Source organism: Streptomyces sp. NPDC059010, assembly GCF_042740355.1.
In the GTDB taxonomy this organism is placed as follows: Bacteria; Actinomycetota; Actinomycetes; order Streptomycetales; family Streptomycetaceae; genus Streptomyces.
Genome location: NZ_JBHYJA010000004.1, coordinates 133,070 through 149,276, shown reverse-complemented (window position 1 = coordinate 149,276; position 16,207 = coordinate 133,070). Strand labels below are relative to the sequence as shown.

Here is a 16,207-nt window from a genome sequence, read left to right as displayed (position 1 = left end):
TCAGAGTTTACGTTTATGAACACGCCCCGCACCACCCTTGACGCCGAAGGATGGTGATCCTTAACTAGTCCATGAATGTGAATACCGTGCACGCATGCGGCCGATGACTCAAGGAGACCCGAGGATGCCAGCGCCCCGCACCGTTCTGCTCACCGGCGCCGCCGGCGGCCTCGGCACCCTGATGCGGGACCTGCTCCCGGCGTACGGCTACGAGCTGCGGCTGCTCGATCTGCGCCCGGTCGAGGACGAGCCGGACGCGATCGTCGCCGACCTCGCCGACCGGGAGGCGCTGCGCGAGGCCGTGCGGGGCGTCGACGCGATCATCCACCTCGCGGGCATCTCCCTGGAAGCCCCGTTCGAGAAGATCCTCAAGGCGAACATCGAGGGCACCTACAACCTGTACGAGGCCGCCCGCGAGGAGGGCGTCGGGCGCATCGCGTTCGCCTCCTCCAATCACGCGGTGGGCTTCACGCCCCGCCCGCAGGGGGACGACCCCCTCATCCCCGTCGACACCCCGCGCCGCCCGGACACCTTCTACGGCCTGTCCAAGTCCTTCGGCGAGGACCTCGCGCAGTTCTACTGGGACAAGCACGGCCTGGAGACGGTGTCCGTGCGCATCGGCTCCTGCTTCCCCGAGCCGACCAGCGTCCGCATGCTCTCGGTGTGGATGAGCCCGGCCGACGGCGCCCGCCTCTTCCACGCGGCCCTGACCGCCGAGAACGTCGGGCACACGGTCGTCCACGGCTCCTCGGCGAACACCCGCCTGTGGTGGGACCTGACCACCGCCCGCTCCCTCGGCTACGAGCCGCAGGACGACTCCGAGCCCTACGCCGAGAAGCTGATCGCCGCGCAGGGCGAGCTCGACCCGGAGAACATCGCGCACGCCTACCTGGGCGGCCACTTCGTGAGCGACCCGCCCATCTGGCCTTACTGACCCAAACAGGTCGTACGGAAGGCAGGCGGGCACCGAACGGGCCCGCCTGTCGGCGTATTCGGGCACGGACGGCGCCCGATCTCACGCGCCACATCGCAACCACGCAGGTCCGCGACGGGCACACCACACGGTGAACGGGCATATACGGGCAGCATCGGACCCGCAACAGACCTGGTCAGCACCGGACACCCGCTGTAGAACTTCCCCCAAGGCCCTCACGGGGCCCGAACGGGCAGCGAAGCGGAAGGCAGGTGTCGGCATGAGCACGAGAACGGCGGAAGAGCGCCAGCGCGAGATCGTGCTGGCCGCACGGCGTCACGGTTCGGTCGACGTCACCGCGCTCGCCGTCGAACTGGGCGTGGCCCGGGAGACCGTACGACGGGATCTGCGCGTCCTGGAGGACCACGGCCTGCTCCGCCGCACCCATGGCGGCGCCTACCCCGTGGAGAGCGCCGGCTTCGAGACGACGCTCGCCTTCCGCGCCACCAGCCATGTCCCCGAGAAGCGCCGGATCGCGGCCGCCGCGGCCGAGCTGCTCGGGGACGCCGAATCGGTCTTCGTCGACGAGGGCTTCACCCCGCAGCTCATCGCCGAGGCCCTGCCCACGGACCGGCCGCTGACCGTGGTCACCGCGTCCCTGCCGGTCGCGGGCGCCCTCGCCGAGGCCGAGAAGATCTCCGTGCTGCTACTCGGCGGCCGGGTGCGGTCCGGCACACTCGCCACCGTCGACCACTGGACGACGAAGATGCTGGCCGGCTTCGTCATCGACCTGGCCTTCATCGGCGCCAACGGCATCTCCCGCGAGCACGGCCTCACCACCCCCGACCCGGCCGTCAGCGAAGTGAAGTCACAGGCGATCCGGTCCGCGCGGCGCACGGTGTTCGCCGGCGTCCACACCAAGTTCGGTGCGGTGAGCTTCTGCCGGTTCGCCGACATCGGCGCGCTGGAGGCGATCGTCACCAGCACGCTCCTGCCCACCTCGGAGGCCCACCGCTACTCCCTGCTGGGGCCACAGGTCATCCGCGTCTGACCCCCAGCGGCACCCGCCGTCCCACCTCCAGAGCCAGTCCAGTAATCCAACCGACCCGCCTGTAGGGCACCCGTAGGGCACTCCCCGCCCCAAGATCGTCCCCTTTGCACCTAATGTCCAGGAGTACCGCATGCGAACCCAGAGCCGACGCGCGCCACGCACCCTCTACGCGGTGGCAGCGATAGGGACGCTGATCGCTCCGCTCGCCGCCTGCTCGGGCGCCGGCGGGTCCTCGTCCGCCGACGGGCGCTCCATCAACGTCCTGATGGTGAACAACCCGCAGATGGTCGAGCTGCAGAAGCTCACCGCCGACAACTTCACCAAGGACACCGGGATCAAGGTGAACTTCACCGTCCTCCCGGAGAACGACGTCCGCGACAAGATCAGCCAGGACTTCGCCAACCAGGCCGGCCAGTACGACATCGCCACCCTCAGCAACTACGAGATCCCGATCTACGCCAAGAACGGGTGGCTGCACTCCCTGGACTCCTACGTCAAGGCCGACACCGCCTTCGACCAGGCCGACGTCCTCAAGCCGATGACCCAGGCCCTCACCGCCGAGGACGGCAAGCTCTACGGCGAGCCCTTCTACGGCGAGTCCTCCTTCCTGATGTACCGCAAGGACGTCTTCGAGAAGGCGGGCCTGAAGATGCCCGACAAGCCCACCTGGCAGCAGGTCGCCGACCTCGCCGCCAAGGCGGACGGCGCCGAGTCCGGCATGAAGGGCATCTGTCTGCGCGGCCTGCCCGGCTGGGGCGAGGTGATGGCGCCGCTGACGACGGTCGTCAACACCTTCGGCGGCACCTGGTTCGACAAGGACTGGAACGCACAGCTGGACTCCAAGGAGTTCAAGGCGGCCACCCAGTTCTACGTCGACCTGGTGCGCAAGCACGGTGAGTCCGGCGCCGCGCAGTCCGGCTACGCCGAGTGCCTGAACAACATGACCCAGGGCAAGACGGCCATGTGGTACGACGCCACGGCCGGTGCCGGCTCCCTGGAGGCGAGCGGCTCCCCGGTCAAGGGCAAGATCGGCTACGTCCCGGCTCCGGTCGACAGGACCGACAGCTCGGGCTGGCTCTACACCTGGGCCTGGGGCGTGCAGAAGGCGTCCCAGAACGCCGAGGACGCCTGGAAGTTCATCTCGTGGGCGTCCGGCAAGGAGTACGAGAAGCTCGTCGGCGGGAAGATCGGCTGGGCCAATGTGCCCGGCGGCAAGCGGACATCGACGTACGACATCCCGCAGTACCGCAAGGAGGCGGCCGCGTTCGCGGACGTCACCCGGGACGCCATCGCGAACGCCAAGCCCGAGGACCCGGGCGTGCAGCCCCGGCCCGCGCCCGGCATCCAGTTCGTCGGCATCCCCGAGTTCACGGACCTGGGCACCAAGGTGTCCCAGGAGATCAGCGCCGCCATCGCCGGCCGGCAGTCCGTGGACAGCGCACTGAGCAAGTCGCAGAAGCTCGCCGAGGCCGTCGGAAAGAAGTACCAGTAGCCATGACCGTCACGACTCCCCCCACCCGGGTCGCCGCCGCCCATTCGCGGCCGGCGGCCCGGCGGCCGAACCGTATGCGCGCCTGGGTCACCCGGGCCCCGCTGCTGCCCGCGCTGATCTTCATGATCCTCGTGACGCAGCTGCCCTTCGTGGCCACGCTGGTGATCTCGTTCTTCGACTGGAACGCGCTCTACCCGGACGACCGTCACTTCGCCGGCCTCGCCAACTACTCGGAGGTGCTGAGCACACCCGATCTGCGCAAGTCGGTGTGGACCACGGTCGTGCTGACCGCCACGGTCGTGCTCGTCAGCCTGGTGCTGGGCCTGCTCCTCGCGCTTCTGCTGGACCGGAAGTTCCGTGGCCGGGCCGCCGTGCGCACGATGCTCATCGCCCCGTTCCTGCTGGTGCCGATCGCGGCCGCGCTGCTGTGGAAGCACGTGCTGTTCAACCCCGAGTACGGCCTGTTCAACGGCATCCTGCACTGGATCGGAGGGGAGGGCGCGGCCCAGCCGGACTGGATCTCGGAGATGCCGCTGATGGCGGTCGAGGCCTCGCTGATCTGGCAGTGGACGCCGTTCATGACGCTGATCCTGCTCGCCGGACTGCAGAGCCGTGACCCGCAGCTGATCGAGGCGGCCCGGGTGGACGGCGCGAGCGACTGGCAGGTGTTCGTCCACATGACGCTGCCCCACATCCGCCGCTACATCGAACTGAGCGTGCTGCTCGGCTCGATCTACATCGTGCAGAACTTCGACGCGGTGTACACCATCACCTCCGGCGGCCTGGGCACCGCGAACCTGCCGTACACCATCTACCAGACCTTCTACCAGGCGCACGAGAACGGCCTCGCCTCGGCGGCCGGCGTCATCGTCGTCATCGGTTCGATCATCCTCGCGACCTTCGCCCTGCGCGTCGTGTCGTCCCTGTTCCGCGCGGAGGTGTCCCGCTGATGACCACGCTCACCACCGCAACCCCGCGACGGCCGCGCCCCCGTTGCAGCTTCCAGGGCGCCGCCCTGGGCGTCGCCGCATGGCTGGCCGGCATCCTGTTCGTGCTGCCCATCCTCTGGCTGGTCCTGACGTCCTTCCACTCCGAGGCGGACGCGGCGACCAACCCGCCCTCGCTGGCGGCCTCGCTGACCCTGGACAGCTACCGGGAGTTCTTCGGCCTGGCGGGCGGCGCCAGCCCCTGGCCCGCGCTGATCAACTCCACGACGGCATCGGTGGTCTCCACGCTCCTGACGCTGGTCCTGGCCCTGCCCGCCGCGTACGCGCTGTCCATCCGCCCGGTGAAGAAGTGGACCGACGTCCTGTTCTTCTTCCTGTCCACGAAGATGCTGCCGCTGGTGGCGGGCCTGCTGCCGATCTACCTCTTCGCCAAGAACACCGGCCTGCTGGACAACATCTGGGCCCTCGTCATCCTCTACACGGCCATGAACCTGCCGATCGCGGTGTGGATGATGCAGTCCTTCCTCTCCGAGGTCCCGGTGGCGATCATCGAGGCGGCACAGATCGACGGCGCGCGACTGCCGACGATCCTGGGCCGCGTCGTGGCCCCGATCGCCCTTCCCGGCATCGCGGCGACCTCCCTGATCTGCTTCATCTTCAGCTGGAACGAGCTGCTGTTCGCCCGAGTGCTGACGGGTGTCGTGGCCGAAACGGCCCCCGTCTTCCTGACCGGCTTCATCACCAGCCAGGGCCTGTTCCTGGCGAAGGTGTGCGCCGCGTCGCTCGTCATCTCCCTGCCGGTGCTCGCCGCGGGGTTCGCCGCCCAGGACAAGCTGGTCCAGGGCCTGTCGTTGGGAGCCGTCAAATGAAGGCCGCCGTCATCGAGTCCGTGGGCAAGGCCGTCGTCGCCGAGGTCCCGGACCCGACGCCAGGACCCCGCGAGGTCGTCGTCGAGGTGGCGGCCTGCGGCCTGTGCGGCACCGACCTGCACATCCTCCAGGGCGAGTTCGCACCGAAGCTGCCGATCGTGCCCGGGCACGAGTTCGCGGGCGAGGTGGTCGGCGTCGGCACCAGGGTCACGGAACTGTCGGTGGGCGACCGGGTCGCGGTCGACCCGTCGCTCTACTGCTACGAGTGCCGCTACTGCCGTACCGGCCACAACAACCTCTGCGAACGCTGGGCGGCGATCGGCGTGACGACGGCGGGCGGCGCGGCGCAGTTCGCCGTGGCGCCGGTCGCGAACTGCGTGAAGCTGCCGGACCATGTGCGGACGCAGGACGCGGCGCTGGTGGAGCCGCTGTCGTGCGCGGTACGCGGCTACGACGTCCTCAAGTCCCGCCTGGGCGCCCACGTCCTGATCTACGGCTCGGGAACGATGGGCCTGATGATGCTGGAACTCGCCAAGCGGACCGGCGCGGCCAGCGTGGACGTGGTCGACGTCAACCCGGCCCGGCTGGAAACGGCCCGCCGCCTCGGCGTCTCCGCCTCCGCCGCCAACCCCGACGAACTGGACCGCCCCCAGGGCTGGGACCTGGTCGTCGACGCCACGGGCAACGCGGCGGCGATCCAGGACGGCCTGGACCGGGTGGCGAAGGCGGGCACCTTCCTGCAGTTCGGGGTGGCGGACTATGCGACGCGGGTGACGATCGACCCGTACCGCATCTACAACCAGGAGATCACCATCACGGGCTCCATGGCGGTCCTCCACAGCTTCGAGCGCGCGGCGGAGCTGTTCGCCGGCGGCGTCCTCGACCCGGAGGTCTTCATCAGCGACCGGATACCGCTGGAGCGCTACCCGGAGGCACTGGAGCAGTTCGCGTCCGGGGTGGGACGGAAGATCGTGGTGGTGCCTTAGCCGACCGGGCCGACCGGCGGCGATCGGGAGTCCCCTCCGGAAAACCGTTGGGGGCGCGGGGCCACGGGATCATACGATCCCGGGCATGCCGCGCCCCCATGGATTCGAGTACCGGGAACACGCCGACGGCACCGTGCGGATCACCCACCACGGTCGCCCCGCAACCACTCTTCACCCGCCCCGCTCCGGCCAGTTCCTCGCCGAGGTCGGCGCCTCCTCCGACCCCCAGCTGGTCATGGCCCGCTGGACCGGGAACTACAAGCGGGGCAACGAACGCACGGCCCGCGACCACCCCCGCAACCGCCGCTGACCCCGCCTCCGCCAAATGGCCGCCGGGTAAGGGAACGGTAAAACGCCGCCGCTCGTTCACCGGGCATGACAGCTATGACCCCCGGCTCGAACATCCCTCTCCCCGCCGCGCGCGTGACGGTGGACGTCGCCGCCCCGGTGCGGCTCGACGTATCGGGCCTGCTGCTCACCGCCGACGGCAAGGTGCGCTCCGACGACGACTTCATCTTCTACAACCAGCCCTCCGGCCCGGGCGTGACATACCGCTCGGGCGGCGGCACCAGCCCCGACGCGATCACCGTCGACACGGCGGCCGTTCCCCCCGGCATCGAGAAGATCGTCGTCACCGCCAGCCCGGACGCCGCCGGCCAGACCTTCCAGGGCATCGAACCCACGGCGACGATCCGCAACGCCGACGACAACAGCGTCCTGGCCACCTTCACACCCCCGCAGCTCGGTGCCGAGACGGCACTGGTGATCGTCGAGGTCTATCTGCGCAACGGCCAGTGGAAAGCCCGCGCCGTGGGCCAGGGCTACGCCAACGGCCTGGCCGGCATCGCCACCGACTTCGGCGTCACGGTCGAGGAACCGGCCCCGGCACCGGTGGCCCCACCGCAGCCCACCATGCAGCCCCCGGTCACCCCGCCCGCCCCGCCGGTGTCCGCTCCGGCCGCTCCCCCGGCCCCGCCGGCACCCCCCGCCCCGCCAGCGCCCGGCGCCGGCAAGATCAACCTCGACAAGGGCCGGGTCAGCCTCCAGAAGAACCAGACCGTGTCCCTGATGAAGGGCGGCCGGCCGCTGCTCTCCCAGGTCAAGATGGGCCTCGGCTGGGAGCCGGCGTACCGCGGCAAGGACATCGACCTGGACGCCTCGGTCATCGCCTACGGCCCGCAGCGCAACCACATCGACAGCTGCTACTTCGGCAAGCTCCAGATCGTGCAGGGCGCCATCCGCCACTCCGGCGACAACCTCACGGGCGAGGGCGGCGGGGACGACGAGGTCATCACCGTCGACCTCGGCCGCCTCCCGCAGGACGTCACCGGCCTGGTCTTCACCGTCAACTCCTTCTCCGGCCAGAAGTTCACCGAGGTCGCCAAGGCCTACTGCCGCCTCATCGACGCCACCTCCGGCGAGGAACTCGTCCGCTTCGACCTCACCAGTGCCGAGCCCCAGACGGGCGTCCTGATGGCCAAGCTGATCAGGCAGTTCTCCGGCGAGTGGGAGATGACGGCGATGGGCGACTTCGTGAAGGCCCGCACCGTACGGAACATGGTGAAGCCGGCGGCACAGGCGCTGTAGCCGGCGCGCCGCGGACAGCCGGACGGCCGGACAGCCGTGCGACGTCCAGGGCGCCCCCACCCCACAGGGGCGCCCAGCCGTATCAGGCGGAGGCCCGCACGGCCAGCTCGGGAATGACCCAGGCGTCGGCGCCCCGCAGCGGCTCCTCCCCCGCGCGCAGCCGGGCCACCTGCTCCACGGCCAGCCGTCCCAGCCGCCGTTTGTCGATGTGCAGGGTGGTCAGGGCGGGCTCCACCAGCTCGCCCAGCGACAGCCCGTCGAAGCCCATGACGGCCAGGTCGTCCGGCACCCGCCGGCCGTGGCGCCGGGCGGCCCGCATGGCGCCGACCGCGATCAGGTCGTTGAACCCGAACACCGCGGTGACCTCGGGCCGGTCGGCCAGCAGCCGCTCCATGCCGGCCTCGCCCCCGGCCACGCTGTGCTCGGGGCACAGCGCGATCCAGCCGTCGTCGACGGGCAGGCCGTGCCGCCGGGCCTGCTCCAGGAAGGCCTGCCGGCGAGGGCCGGGGCCGAACACGCCGTCCAGCATGCCGATCCCGCGGTGTCCCGCGCCCACCAGATGCGCCATGCCCTGTGCCAGCCCCGCGGCGGCGTCGATGCCCACGGCCGCGAAACGGGTCTGCTGCGGTCCGCGCTCCAGCAGCACCAGCGGTACGCCGCCCAGGTGCCGGGCGAGCACGTCGTCGGGGCTCTTGAAGTAGCCCACGACCGCGTCCGCCTGATGGGACAGCGCATCGAGCGCGTCCCGCTCCCGGGCCTCGTCCATCCGGGAGTCCCACACGACCACCTGCCAGCCGCGCTGTTCGGCCGCCTCCAGCACTCCGGCGGCCACCTCCGGGAAGAAGGGGTTCATCAGGTCCGGGATCACCAGCCCGGCCGTCACGGTCCCCTTGCGCACCAGGCCGCGCGCGAACCGGCTCGGCCGGTAGTCCAGCAGCCGGGCCGCCTCCAGGACACGTTCCTTCGTGGCCGGGTCGATCTCGCCCTTGTCGTTGACCGCGCGGGAGACCGTCTGGCGTGACACTCCGGCCAGCTTCGCGACATCGTGGATCGTGGCCCGTCGGCGGGTACCGTCCGGCCCCTCGACACCCGGCTCCCGCCGCTGATCGTCCGCCCACACGCTGTGCACTGTATCCGGCCACGTACGCACCGGGGCAGGGTCCGGTTCAACGAGGGTGGCCCGGCCCCGCAGGCCGAAGCCCCGGGCCGGCTGGTTTCTAGAACAGCGCGCTGTACGCGTTCAGCGCCGGCTGGCCGCCGAGGTGGGCGTACAGCACGGTGGACTCCCGGCCGATCTCCCCCCGCCGGACCAGGTCGACCATCCCGGCCATCGACTTGCCCTCGTACACCGGGTCGGTGACCATCCCCTCGGTCCGCGCCGCCAGCCGCATCGCCTCCAGCGTCGTCTCGTCCGGGATGCCGTACGTGCCGGCGTGGTACCGCTCGTCCAGCTCGACGTCCGCCTCGGTCAACTCCCGCTTGACGCCGATGAGTTGCCCGGTGTTCCGCGCGATCCGGGCGATCTGCTCACGGGTGGCGGCGGGCCTGGCCGAGGCGTCGATGCCGAGGATCCGGCGCGGACGGCCGCCGGCCTCCTCCAGGGCGGCGAACCCGGCGACCATGCCGGCCTGGGTGGAGCCGGTCACCGAGCACACGACCACGGTGTCGAAGAAGACCCCCGACTCCCGCTCCTGCTCGGCGACTTCGTACGCCCACCCGGCGAACCCCAGCCCGCCCAGCGGATGGTCCGAGGCACCGGCCGGAACGGCGTACGGCTTGCCGCCCGACTCCTCGACCTCCCTGAGCGCCTGCTCCCAGCTGTCCTTGAAGCCGATGCCGAACCCGGCCCGGACGAGGCGTACATCGGCCCCGGCGAGACGGCTGACGAGGATGTTGCCGACCTTGTCGTAGACGGAGTCGGGCCAGTCCACCCAGCTCTCCTGGATCAGCACGCACTTGAGCCCGGCGCGGGCGGCGACGGCGGCGACCTGGCGGGTGTGGTTGGACTGCACCCCGCCGATCGAGACGAGCGTGTCACAGCCCTGCGCGAGCGCGTCGGCGACCAGGTACTCCAGCTTGCGGGTCTTGTTGCCGCCGTACGCGATCCCGGAGTTGCAGTCCTCACGCTTGGCCCAGAGGGCGGCACCGCCGAGGTGGGCGGTGAGGCGTTCCAGGGGGTGGACCGGTGAGGGGCCGAAGAGCAGGGGGTAACGGTCGTACGAGGAAAGGGACATGGGTCCTCCCGGGTCAGTCGTCGTCGGCCAGGTCCACGAGGTCGGCGAGGCTCCGCCAGATCTCCGCCGTGACGCGGACCGCCGCACCCGTGTCGGCGCGGGCGCAGGCCTCGATCAGCCGCTCGTGCAGCCCGGCCGAGCGGCAGGTGCCGCCCTCGCCGAAGCGCCGTCGCTCCAGGCGACGGATGAGCGGGGTGTAGCGGGCGACGGTCGCGGCGGCGGCACGGTTGCCGCTCACCCGGACCAGTACGTCGTGCAGTTCGTCGTCGGCCCGCAGGGCCAGGTCCACCTCACCGGCCGCGACGGCGACGGCGAAGCGCTCGTTGGCCGCGCGCATGATCTCCACGTCGGCGGCCATCAGCCGGGGCACGGCGACCCGTGTCACCAGCTCGTGCATCGCGCCGACCACGGCGGCCGCGTCCCGCACGTCGGCGGCCACGACCGGGGTCACCCGGGTGTAGCTCTGCGGCTTGCTCTCCAGCAGCCCCTCGTCCACCAGCCGCGAGAACGCCTCCCGCACCGGCGCCCGCGACAGCCCGAGCCGTTCGGCGAGCTCGGCGTCCCGCACCACCGCACCGGGCTCGATCTCCCCGGCCACGATGGCGTCCCGGATCGCTGCGTACGCGCGGTCCCTGAGCAGGGTCCGGCTTACGGGTCGCATCGCTTCCACAACTGAAATGTTAGATGTCAGTTCGATGTCCGGACAAGGGTGTGGCCCGCACCCCCCGTGAAGTGCGGGCCACGCTCCGGCCTCGGTCCGGTCCGGACCTCAGGCCGCCGCCCAGGGCCAGTCGGCGTCCCGAGCGCTCTCAAGCAGCGGAACCATCCGGAAAGCGGCGTCCGACAGACCCCCGAAGGTGTGCCGGTTCGCCTTCCCCGACGGGCCGTGGCCCGCCCGGTACCCGGCGAGGTTCCAGGTGTAGACCGGCACGTCGGCGGGAACCTGCTGGGTCGGGTCGCCGTGGTGGCTGTACGCGTACTGCTCGTCGGTGACGATCAGCACCCGGTCCTGCCCCCGGTAGTGCGCGCGGACGGCCGAGGTGGTGTCCGTGCCGCCCAGGTCACCGAAGCGCCCCAGGATCTTGAGCACCGACTCGCCCTTGCCGAAGGCCAGGCGCCGGTTGGTGGTGCCGAACTCGACGAGGTCGGCGTCCTGCGCGCGCAGCGCCAGTGCCGTGCCGAAGATCGCCGCCGCGTCCGCCCGGTTGAGCTTCGAGCGGTCGGACAGCGGACCCCACATCGAGCCGGAGCGGTCCACGAGCACCAGCGTCCGGCCGGGCAGCGCCGGCACATTGGCCAGCGAGTGGCCGAGCGCCTGCTCCAGCGGGTACGCCCAGCGCAGCGAGGGCGCGTGCTGGTACGCGGCGAGGTACCGGAAGGGGAACTGCCGCGACCGCGCGACCTCCGCCGGGTCGCTGATCCGGGCGGCGACCCGGGCCGCGACCTCGTCGGACACACCGGCCTCGTCGAAGTTCCGCAGATTGCGGACCAGCGCCATGGCACCCATGGACGGGATCACGGCCTCCCAGGCCGCCTTGTCCATCGGGCCCTGGAGCCAGCCGGCCAGCGCCTCCCAGGTGATCCCGGCCGCCGCGAGCCGCTCGGCGCCGCCCTCGGACGTGACGACCGCACGCCGCTGCCCGACCGGCAGCGCCATCAGCTCGCGGTGCGCGACCAGCGTCCGGTTCGACGCGGGCGGCACGGCGGTGTCCGGGTTGTGCCGACGGTCGAGGGCGTACCGGAACAGCTCGCCCTGCCACGCCTTGCCGGGGTCCGGCGCCGCGTGCGTCAGGTTGAGGATGTCGCCGAAGCGGTAGCCCTTGGACGCGGTGTCGTACTTCAGCAGCGACTTGCCGCTGTAGAGACGGCGTACGGCGTCGGCGATGCCTCGCTTGACCGGCTTGGGCACGTTCCGGCCGTACGTCGCCGTCCAGTAGGCGAGCAGTTCGCCGGGCTCGTCGGGGCGCCGCAGCACGGAGTCGACGACCTGCCGGTTGGACGGGCCGTCGGTGGCGTCCGCGTCGAGGCGTGCCTTCACGTACTCGGCGGCGCCCACGAGGGCCGCGGTGCGCAGGTTGCCCTCGCCGCGCAGCCAGCCGAGCAGGCCGGCCGTCCACTCGGGGTCGGTGACGGCGAGCTCGCGCACGAGCTTCGCGAACCGGTCGTCGCGGTCGGCGCCGTTCTCGTAGAAGGTCTCCTGCGAGACGAAATTGGCGACGGCGAGGAGGAAGAGCTCCGAGCGCGCGTCGCGCTCATGGCCTCGGCCGCCCTCGTAGGTACGGAGCACACGGCCCGTCGACGTCACTCGCGAAGTGGGACGCGGCTTGGCCGCCCGTGTGTTGAATCGCGCCATGCTGAATTCCCCCGAATTCATTGTGGTTTTCGGAGGGAGGCGCAGCAAAAGGAGGGTGCCCGAGATCAGGAGTCGGCGACGGACTTAGCCTGGTGCTCTTCCGAATTGAGCTACACCGACCCGAAGCCGATGACGGGATTCGAACCCGCAGCCGCCAGATCCAATGAAGTAACCGTTGCCTGCGCACCGGGCACCCACCATGAGCTGCGCCTCCCGAGATCAAGTCGGCGGCGGCATCGGATTCTTGTTGCAAAAGAAGTAGCCGCAGCCTGCGCACCGGGAGGTGCATGAAGTTGTGGTGTCCAGAGATCGAAGTCGGCGGAACCGACAAAGGTGCTCTAACCCCTGAGCTACATCGGCGCGTTGTACCGATGGCGGGACTCGAACCCGCGGCCGCCCCATTATGAGTGGAAGTAGGTCCTGCCTTCGCACCTGGACGTTCATCACTCTAGGAGGCGTACCGCGGGACGGGCGAGCGAATTAAGTTCAGCCGCGCTTCTGCCGCTTCCAGGGCCCCGTGATCGCGAGCATGATGCCGGGGGTCTGGATGTTGGCGTAGAGGGTCCTGCCGTCGCAGGAGAAGGTGACGCCGGTGAACTCGCTGTATTCCGGCTCGGCTTCGGTGCCGATGTTGAGTTCGTTGCGGGCGATGGGGTACGTGCGGCCGCTGTCGGTGGCGCCGAAAAGGTGCTGGATGCCCTCGCCGTCCTCGGCGATGACGAGGCCGCCGTACGGGGAGACGGTGATGTTGTCGGGGCCGTCGAAGGCGCCGTCCTTGGACGGGTCGGGGTTGACGCCGAGCAGGACCTTCAGGGTCAGGGTGCGGCGCTTGGGGTCGTAGAACCAGACCTGGCCGTCGTGCCGGACGGGGCTCTCCGCGCGGGCGAACGAGGAGACGATGTACGTGCCGCCGTCGCCCCACCACATGCCCTCCAGCTTGCGGGCGCGGGTGATCTCGCCGGCGGCGAACTGCTTGCGCACGGGCGTGGCCTTGGCGTCGCGGTCGGGGACGTCCACCCAGTCGACGCCGTAGACCGTGCCGATCTTCGTGGCGCGGGAGAGGTCGTCGACGAACTTGCCGCCGGAGTCGAAGCACTTGGGGGCCTGCAGGACGCCCGCGTCGTCGGCGAGGGCGCGGAACTTGCCGCGGCCGTACTCGAAGCCCTTCGGCGGGGTCCAGCGGAAGAGCAGGCCGTTGGGCGAGGCGGCGTCCTCGGTGAGGTAGGCGTGGCCGCGCCTGGGGTCGATGACGACGGCCTCGTGGTCGTAGCGGCCGAAGAACTTCAGCGGCTTGGGGTCACGGTTGGCGCGCCGGTCGACGGGGTCGACCTCGAAGACGTAGCCGTGGTCCTTGGTCATGCCGTTGGTGCCGGCCTTGTCGGAGTTCTCCTCGCAGGTGAGCCAGGTGCCCCAGGGGGTGCGGCCGCCCGCGCAGTTGGTGGAGGTACCGGCGATGCCGACCCACTCGGCGACCTGTCCGCCGGGGCGGACCTCGACGACCGTGCAGCCACCGGAGGCGGCGGGGTCGTAGACGAGGCCCTCGGTGAGCGGGACGGGGTACTTCCAGTTGGCGCGCGGGCCCTTCAGCTCGTGGTTGTTGACGAGGAGGGTGGTGCCGCGGGGGCCGTCGAAGGCCGCCGTGCCGTCGTGGTTGGAGGGCGTGATCTCGCCCGACTCCAGCTTCGTCTTCCCGCTGTACGTGATGACGCGGTACTTGAACCCGGCGGGCAGCGCGAGGATGCCCTCCGGGTCCGGGATCAGCGGTCCGTACCCGACACCGCCACCGTCGGCGTCCGCGGACTCCTCGCTCGCGACCTCGGTGTCCGTGGACGCGAGGGCGTTCGGCGCGGTGGCGAGAACGCCGGCACTGCCCGCCAGCGCGACACCGGCACCGGTGATCGCGGAGGTTCTGGCGAAGTCCCTGCGGGTGAGCGACATGGTGTCTCCCTGTGACAGTGGGTGCCGTGGAGGGTGGCGGACTTCGGGTCGGCCAACAATCTCGCTCACGTCTTAACTGCGGTTGAACAACGCCCTAAGGGGCGCGGGACTGTATCCATATGCGGCTCCGCCGCGTGGGCGCGACCAGCCCCCACATACCCGCAGCCGCCCACCCGGCCATTACCCCCCTTGTTGCGACCGCGCCTTGAAGGCCGCCTTCCGCGCCTCCTTCGCGATCTTCTTGTCCGGGTGCAGCCGTCCCATCGCCTCCAGCACATCCGCGGTCGCCGGATGCTCCACCCGCCAGACCGCCGTGAAGAACCCGCTGTGCTGCGCGGCCAGCCCCTGCACCAGCGCCCTCAGCTCGTCGGAGTTGCCCTCGGCCGCCAGCTGCGCGGCGACCGTGTCGATGGTCAGCCAGAACACCAGGTCCTGGGAGGGCGGGGGCACATCGGCGAACCCGGCCTCGGTCAGCCAGACCCGGGCCAGCCCGCCCAGCTCCGGGTCGTCCAGGACCTCGCGGAGCGCCGGCTCGGCCTCCGCGCCGACCAGGGACAGCGCCTGCTGGCAGCGCAGCCGCCGCAGCGGCGCCCCCTCATCGGCGCCCCGTGCCGCCGCGAGCAACTCCCGTGCGGCGGCGAGGGGTTCGGGCCGGGCGGCCAGCCACTGCTCGGTCTCGGCCTGCGCGGCGCTCTGCGGGTACAGGGCGGTCCCGTCGAGCAGCGCGTCGGCGCCCTTGTCGGCGAGGTCCCCGACGGCCGGCGCCTCGAACCCGGCCTCCAGCAGCCGGGACCGCAGCCCGTACCGTCCGAGCGGGGTCAGCCGCACCATGCCGTAGCGCGACACGTCGGTGTCGTCCACCACGGCGGAGGGCTCCTCGGCGTCGGCCATCAGTGCCTCGTCCACGGGCTGGTAGTCCACCAGGCCGACCGGCTCCAGCAGCCGGAACTGGTCGTCCAGGCGCATCATCGCGTCGGACACCTGCTCCAGGACGTCGTTGGTGGGCTCGCCCATGTCGCTGGGCACGATCATCGACGCGGCCAGCGCGGGCAGCGGCACGGGGCCGTCGCCGGGGCCGTCCTCGCTGACCGTCAGCAGGTAGAGGTTGCCGAGGACGCCGTCGAGGAACTCCGCCTCGGCCTCCGGGTCCCAGTCCAGCGAGGAGAGGTCGACCTCGCCGCCCGCGTCCATGGCATCGACCAGGTCGTCCAGGTCGGGCACGCTCGCGTCGGCGAGCACCGTCTCCAGTGCCCCGAGCCACACGCCGAGCACGTCCTGCGGCGAACCGCCGGTCAGCAGGGCCAGGTCGGCGCCGGTCGCGACCGTGCCGGCCTCCTCGTCGACGACCTCGACCAGCCCGGTGTCGACGGCCACCCGCCAGGCCTCGCTGGCGTAGGCGGCGGCGTCGTCCCCGCTCAGGCCGAGCTCCTCGGCGGCGGCGGGCAGCTGTTCGTCGGTGAGCCCGCCCCCGGCGTCGATGCGGGTGTCGGGTCCGGCCCAGCGGGCCAGTCGCGCGGCCCGGGAGAGCAACGGCGTGGACAGCGCGTCCCGCGCCAGCTCCGCTTCGGGGTGCAGCCGCACCGGCGGCAGGGGGGAGCGGGAGCTGTCTGACATCGGCTGGTTCTCCTAGAGCGCTCTGCATGGCCGTACACATCACGGCTCAACCGCTCAGCCTAGACGGATTTCCACCCATGCCGCCCGGTTCATCTCCCTGCCGGGAGGCGTACATGGCCGAAACCTTGACAAGTGGCTTGACCAGGCAGGAGATTACGCGCGTAGAAGTCTGGCGGACATCTGTTCACTGTATTTTCTACGCGCGTTGCCGCCGCCCGCCGTC

General features: G+C 70.8%; 14 protein-coding genes and 1 tRNA gene. 8 read left to right on the top strand and 7 right to left on the bottom strand.

Annotated features, from left to right (window positions below; all coding sequences use genetic code 11):
* The first annotated feature begins 124 nt into the window (after window positions 1-124).
* From ACFWYS_RS05640 to ACFWYS_RS05605, 8 genes are all read left to right on the top strand, one after another.
* Window positions 125-934 (top strand): NAD-dependent epimerase/dehydratase family protein, encoded by an 810-nt coding sequence (locus ACFWYS_RS05640; protein WP_384763737.1) that lies wholly within the window; start codon window positions 125-127, stop codon window positions 932-934.
* A gap of 259 nt (window positions 935-1,193) precedes the next feature.
* Complete coding sequence (locus ACFWYS_RS05635) at window positions 1,194-1,964, top strand: DeoR/GlpR family DNA-binding transcription regulator (protein WP_384763735.1); 771 nt, start codon at window positions 1,194-1,196, stop codon at window positions 1,962-1,964.
* Window positions 1,965-2,094: 130 nt separating this feature from the next.
* Complete coding sequence (locus ACFWYS_RS05630; RefSeq protein WP_384763732.1) at window positions 2,095-3,456, top strand: ABC transporter substrate-binding protein; 1,362 nt, start codon at window positions 2,095-2,097, stop codon at window positions 3,454-3,456.
* 2 nt (window positions 3,457-3,458) lie between these two features.
* Window positions 3,459-4,406 carry a carbohydrate ABC transporter permease gene (locus ACFWYS_RS05625; RefSeq protein ID WP_384763729.1) on the top strand — a complete coding sequence of 316 codons (948 nt, stop codon included), beginning with the start codon at window positions 3,459-3,461 and terminating at the stop codon, window positions 4,404-4,406.
* Entirely contained in the window at window positions 4,406-5,272 is an 867-nt protein-coding gene (locus ACFWYS_RS05620; RefSeq protein ID WP_384763726.1) for a carbohydrate ABC transporter permease, read from the top strand. The genes ACFWYS_RS05625 and ACFWYS_RS05620 overlap by 1 nt, the downstream gene beginning before the upstream one ends.
* Window positions 5,269-6,258, top strand: coding sequence for a zinc-dependent alcohol dehydrogenase family protein (locus ACFWYS_RS05615; RefSeq protein ID WP_384763723.1), 990 nt, complete (start codon window positions 5,269-5,271; stop codon window positions 6,256-6,258). Before ACFWYS_RS05620 ends, ACFWYS_RS05615 begins: the two co-directional genes overlap by 4 nt.
* A gap of 85 nt (window positions 6,259-6,343) precedes the next feature.
* The gene (locus ACFWYS_RS05610) at window positions 6,344-6,568 is read left to right on the top strand and encodes a hypothetical protein (RefSeq protein ID WP_384763720.1); all 225 of its coding nucleotides are present in this window, start codon (window positions 6,344-6,346) and stop codon (window positions 6,566-6,568) included.
* A gap of 74 nt (window positions 6,569-6,642) precedes the next feature.
* Window positions 6,643-7,845, top strand: a complete 1,203-nt coding sequence (locus tag ACFWYS_RS05605; protein ID WP_384764131.1) for a TerD family protein — start codon at window positions 6,643-6,645, stop codon at window positions 7,843-7,845.
* Between the two features lie 82 nt (window positions 7,846-7,927).
* On the opposite strand, the gene ACFWYS_RS05600 is transcribed toward ACFWYS_RS05605, so the two are convergent.
* The 7 genes from ACFWYS_RS05600 to ACFWYS_RS05570 form a co-directional block, all read right to left on the bottom strand.
* The gene (locus ACFWYS_RS05600; protein WP_384763718.1) at window positions 7,928-8,965 is read right to left on the bottom strand and encodes a LacI family DNA-binding transcriptional regulator; all 1,038 of its coding nucleotides are present in this window, start codon (window positions 8,963-8,965) and stop codon (window positions 7,928-7,930) included.
* Between the two features lie 97 nt (window positions 8,966-9,062).
* Window positions 9,063-10,079 (bottom strand): 1-aminocyclopropane-1-carboxylate deaminase, encoded by a 1,017-nt coding sequence (locus ACFWYS_RS05595; protein WP_384763715.1) that lies wholly within the window; start codon window positions 10,077-10,079, stop codon window positions 9,063-9,065.
* A 13-nt stretch (window positions 10,080-10,092) separates the two neighbouring features.
* Complete coding sequence (locus ACFWYS_RS05590) at window positions 10,093-10,749, bottom strand: GntR family transcriptional regulator (protein ID WP_384763712.1); 657 nt, start codon at window positions 10,747-10,749, stop codon at window positions 10,093-10,095.
* A gap of 99 nt (window positions 10,750-10,848) precedes the next feature.
* Window positions 10,849-12,432, bottom strand: a complete 1,584-nt coding sequence (locus tag ACFWYS_RS05585) for a TROVE domain-containing protein (protein ID WP_384763709.1) — start codon at window positions 12,430-12,432, stop codon at window positions 10,849-10,851.
* 366 nt (window positions 12,433-12,798) lie between these two features.
* A tRNA-Met gene (locus ACFWYS_RS05580) sits at window positions 12,799-12,880 on the bottom strand.
* A 38-nt stretch (window positions 12,881-12,918) separates the two neighbouring features.
* Window positions 12,919-14,370: an alkaline phosphatase PhoX gene (locus tag ACFWYS_RS05575; RefSeq protein ID WP_384763706.1), complete on the bottom strand. Its 1,452-nt coding sequence runs from the start codon at window positions 14,368-14,370 to the stop codon at window positions 12,919-12,921.
* A 180-nt stretch (window positions 14,371-14,550) separates the two neighbouring features.
* Complete coding sequence (locus ACFWYS_RS05570) at window positions 14,551-15,984, bottom strand: hypothetical protein (RefSeq protein ID WP_384763703.1); 1,434 nt, start codon at window positions 15,982-15,984, stop codon at window positions 14,551-14,553.
* Between the last annotated feature and the right edge of the window lie 223 nt (window positions 15,985-16,207).

What these genes read in the sequence shown, in the direction of transcription:
- ACFWYS_RS05640 (WP_384763737.1), top strand. Translation starts at nt 125, where the DNA reads ATGCCAGCGCCCCGCACCGTTCTGCTCACCGGCGCCGCCGGCGGCCTC.
- ACFWYS_RS05635 (WP_384763735.1), top strand. Translation starts at nt 1,194, where the DNA reads ATGAGCACGAGAACGGCGGAAGAGCGCCAGCGCGAGATCGTGCTGGCC.
- ACFWYS_RS05630 (WP_384763732.1), top strand. Translation starts at nt 2,095, where the DNA reads ATGCGAACCCAGAGCCGACGCGCGCCACGCACCCTCTACGCGGTGGCA.
- ACFWYS_RS05625 (WP_384763729.1), top strand. Translation starts at nt 3,459, where the DNA reads ATGACCGTCACGACTCCCCCCACCCGGGTCGCCGCCGCCCATTCGCGG.
- ACFWYS_RS05620 (WP_384763726.1), top strand. Translation starts at nt 4,406, where the DNA reads ATGACCACGCTCACCACCGCAACCCCGCGACGGCCGCGCCCCCGTTGC.
- ACFWYS_RS05615 (WP_384763723.1), top strand. Translation starts at nt 5,269, where the DNA reads ATGAAGGCCGCCGTCATCGAGTCCGTGGGCAAGGCCGTCGTCGCCGAG.
- ACFWYS_RS05610 (WP_384763720.1), top strand. Translation starts at nt 6,344, where the DNA reads ATGCCGCGCCCCCATGGATTCGAGTACCGGGAACACGCCGACGGCACC.
- ACFWYS_RS05605 (WP_384764131.1), top strand. Translation starts at nt 6,643, where the DNA reads ATGACCCCCGGCTCGAACATCCCTCTCCCCGCCGCGCGCGTGACGGTG.
- ACFWYS_RS05595 (WP_384763715.1), bottom strand. Translation starts at nt 10,079, where the DNA reads ATGTCCCTTTCCTCGTACGACCGTTACCCCCTGCTCTTCGGCCCCTCA.
- ACFWYS_RS05585 (WP_384763709.1), bottom strand. Translation starts at nt 12,432, where the DNA reads ATGGCGCGATTCAACACACGGGCGGCCAAGCCGCGTCCCACTTCGCGA.
- ACFWYS_RS05575 (WP_384763706.1), bottom strand. Translation starts at nt 14,370, where the DNA reads ATGTCGCTCACCCGCAGGGACTTCGCCAGAACCTCCGCGATCACCGGT.
- ACFWYS_RS05570 (WP_384763703.1), bottom strand. Translation starts at nt 15,984, where the DNA reads ATGTCAGACAGCTCCCGCTCCCCCCTGCCGCCGGTGCGGCTGCACCCC.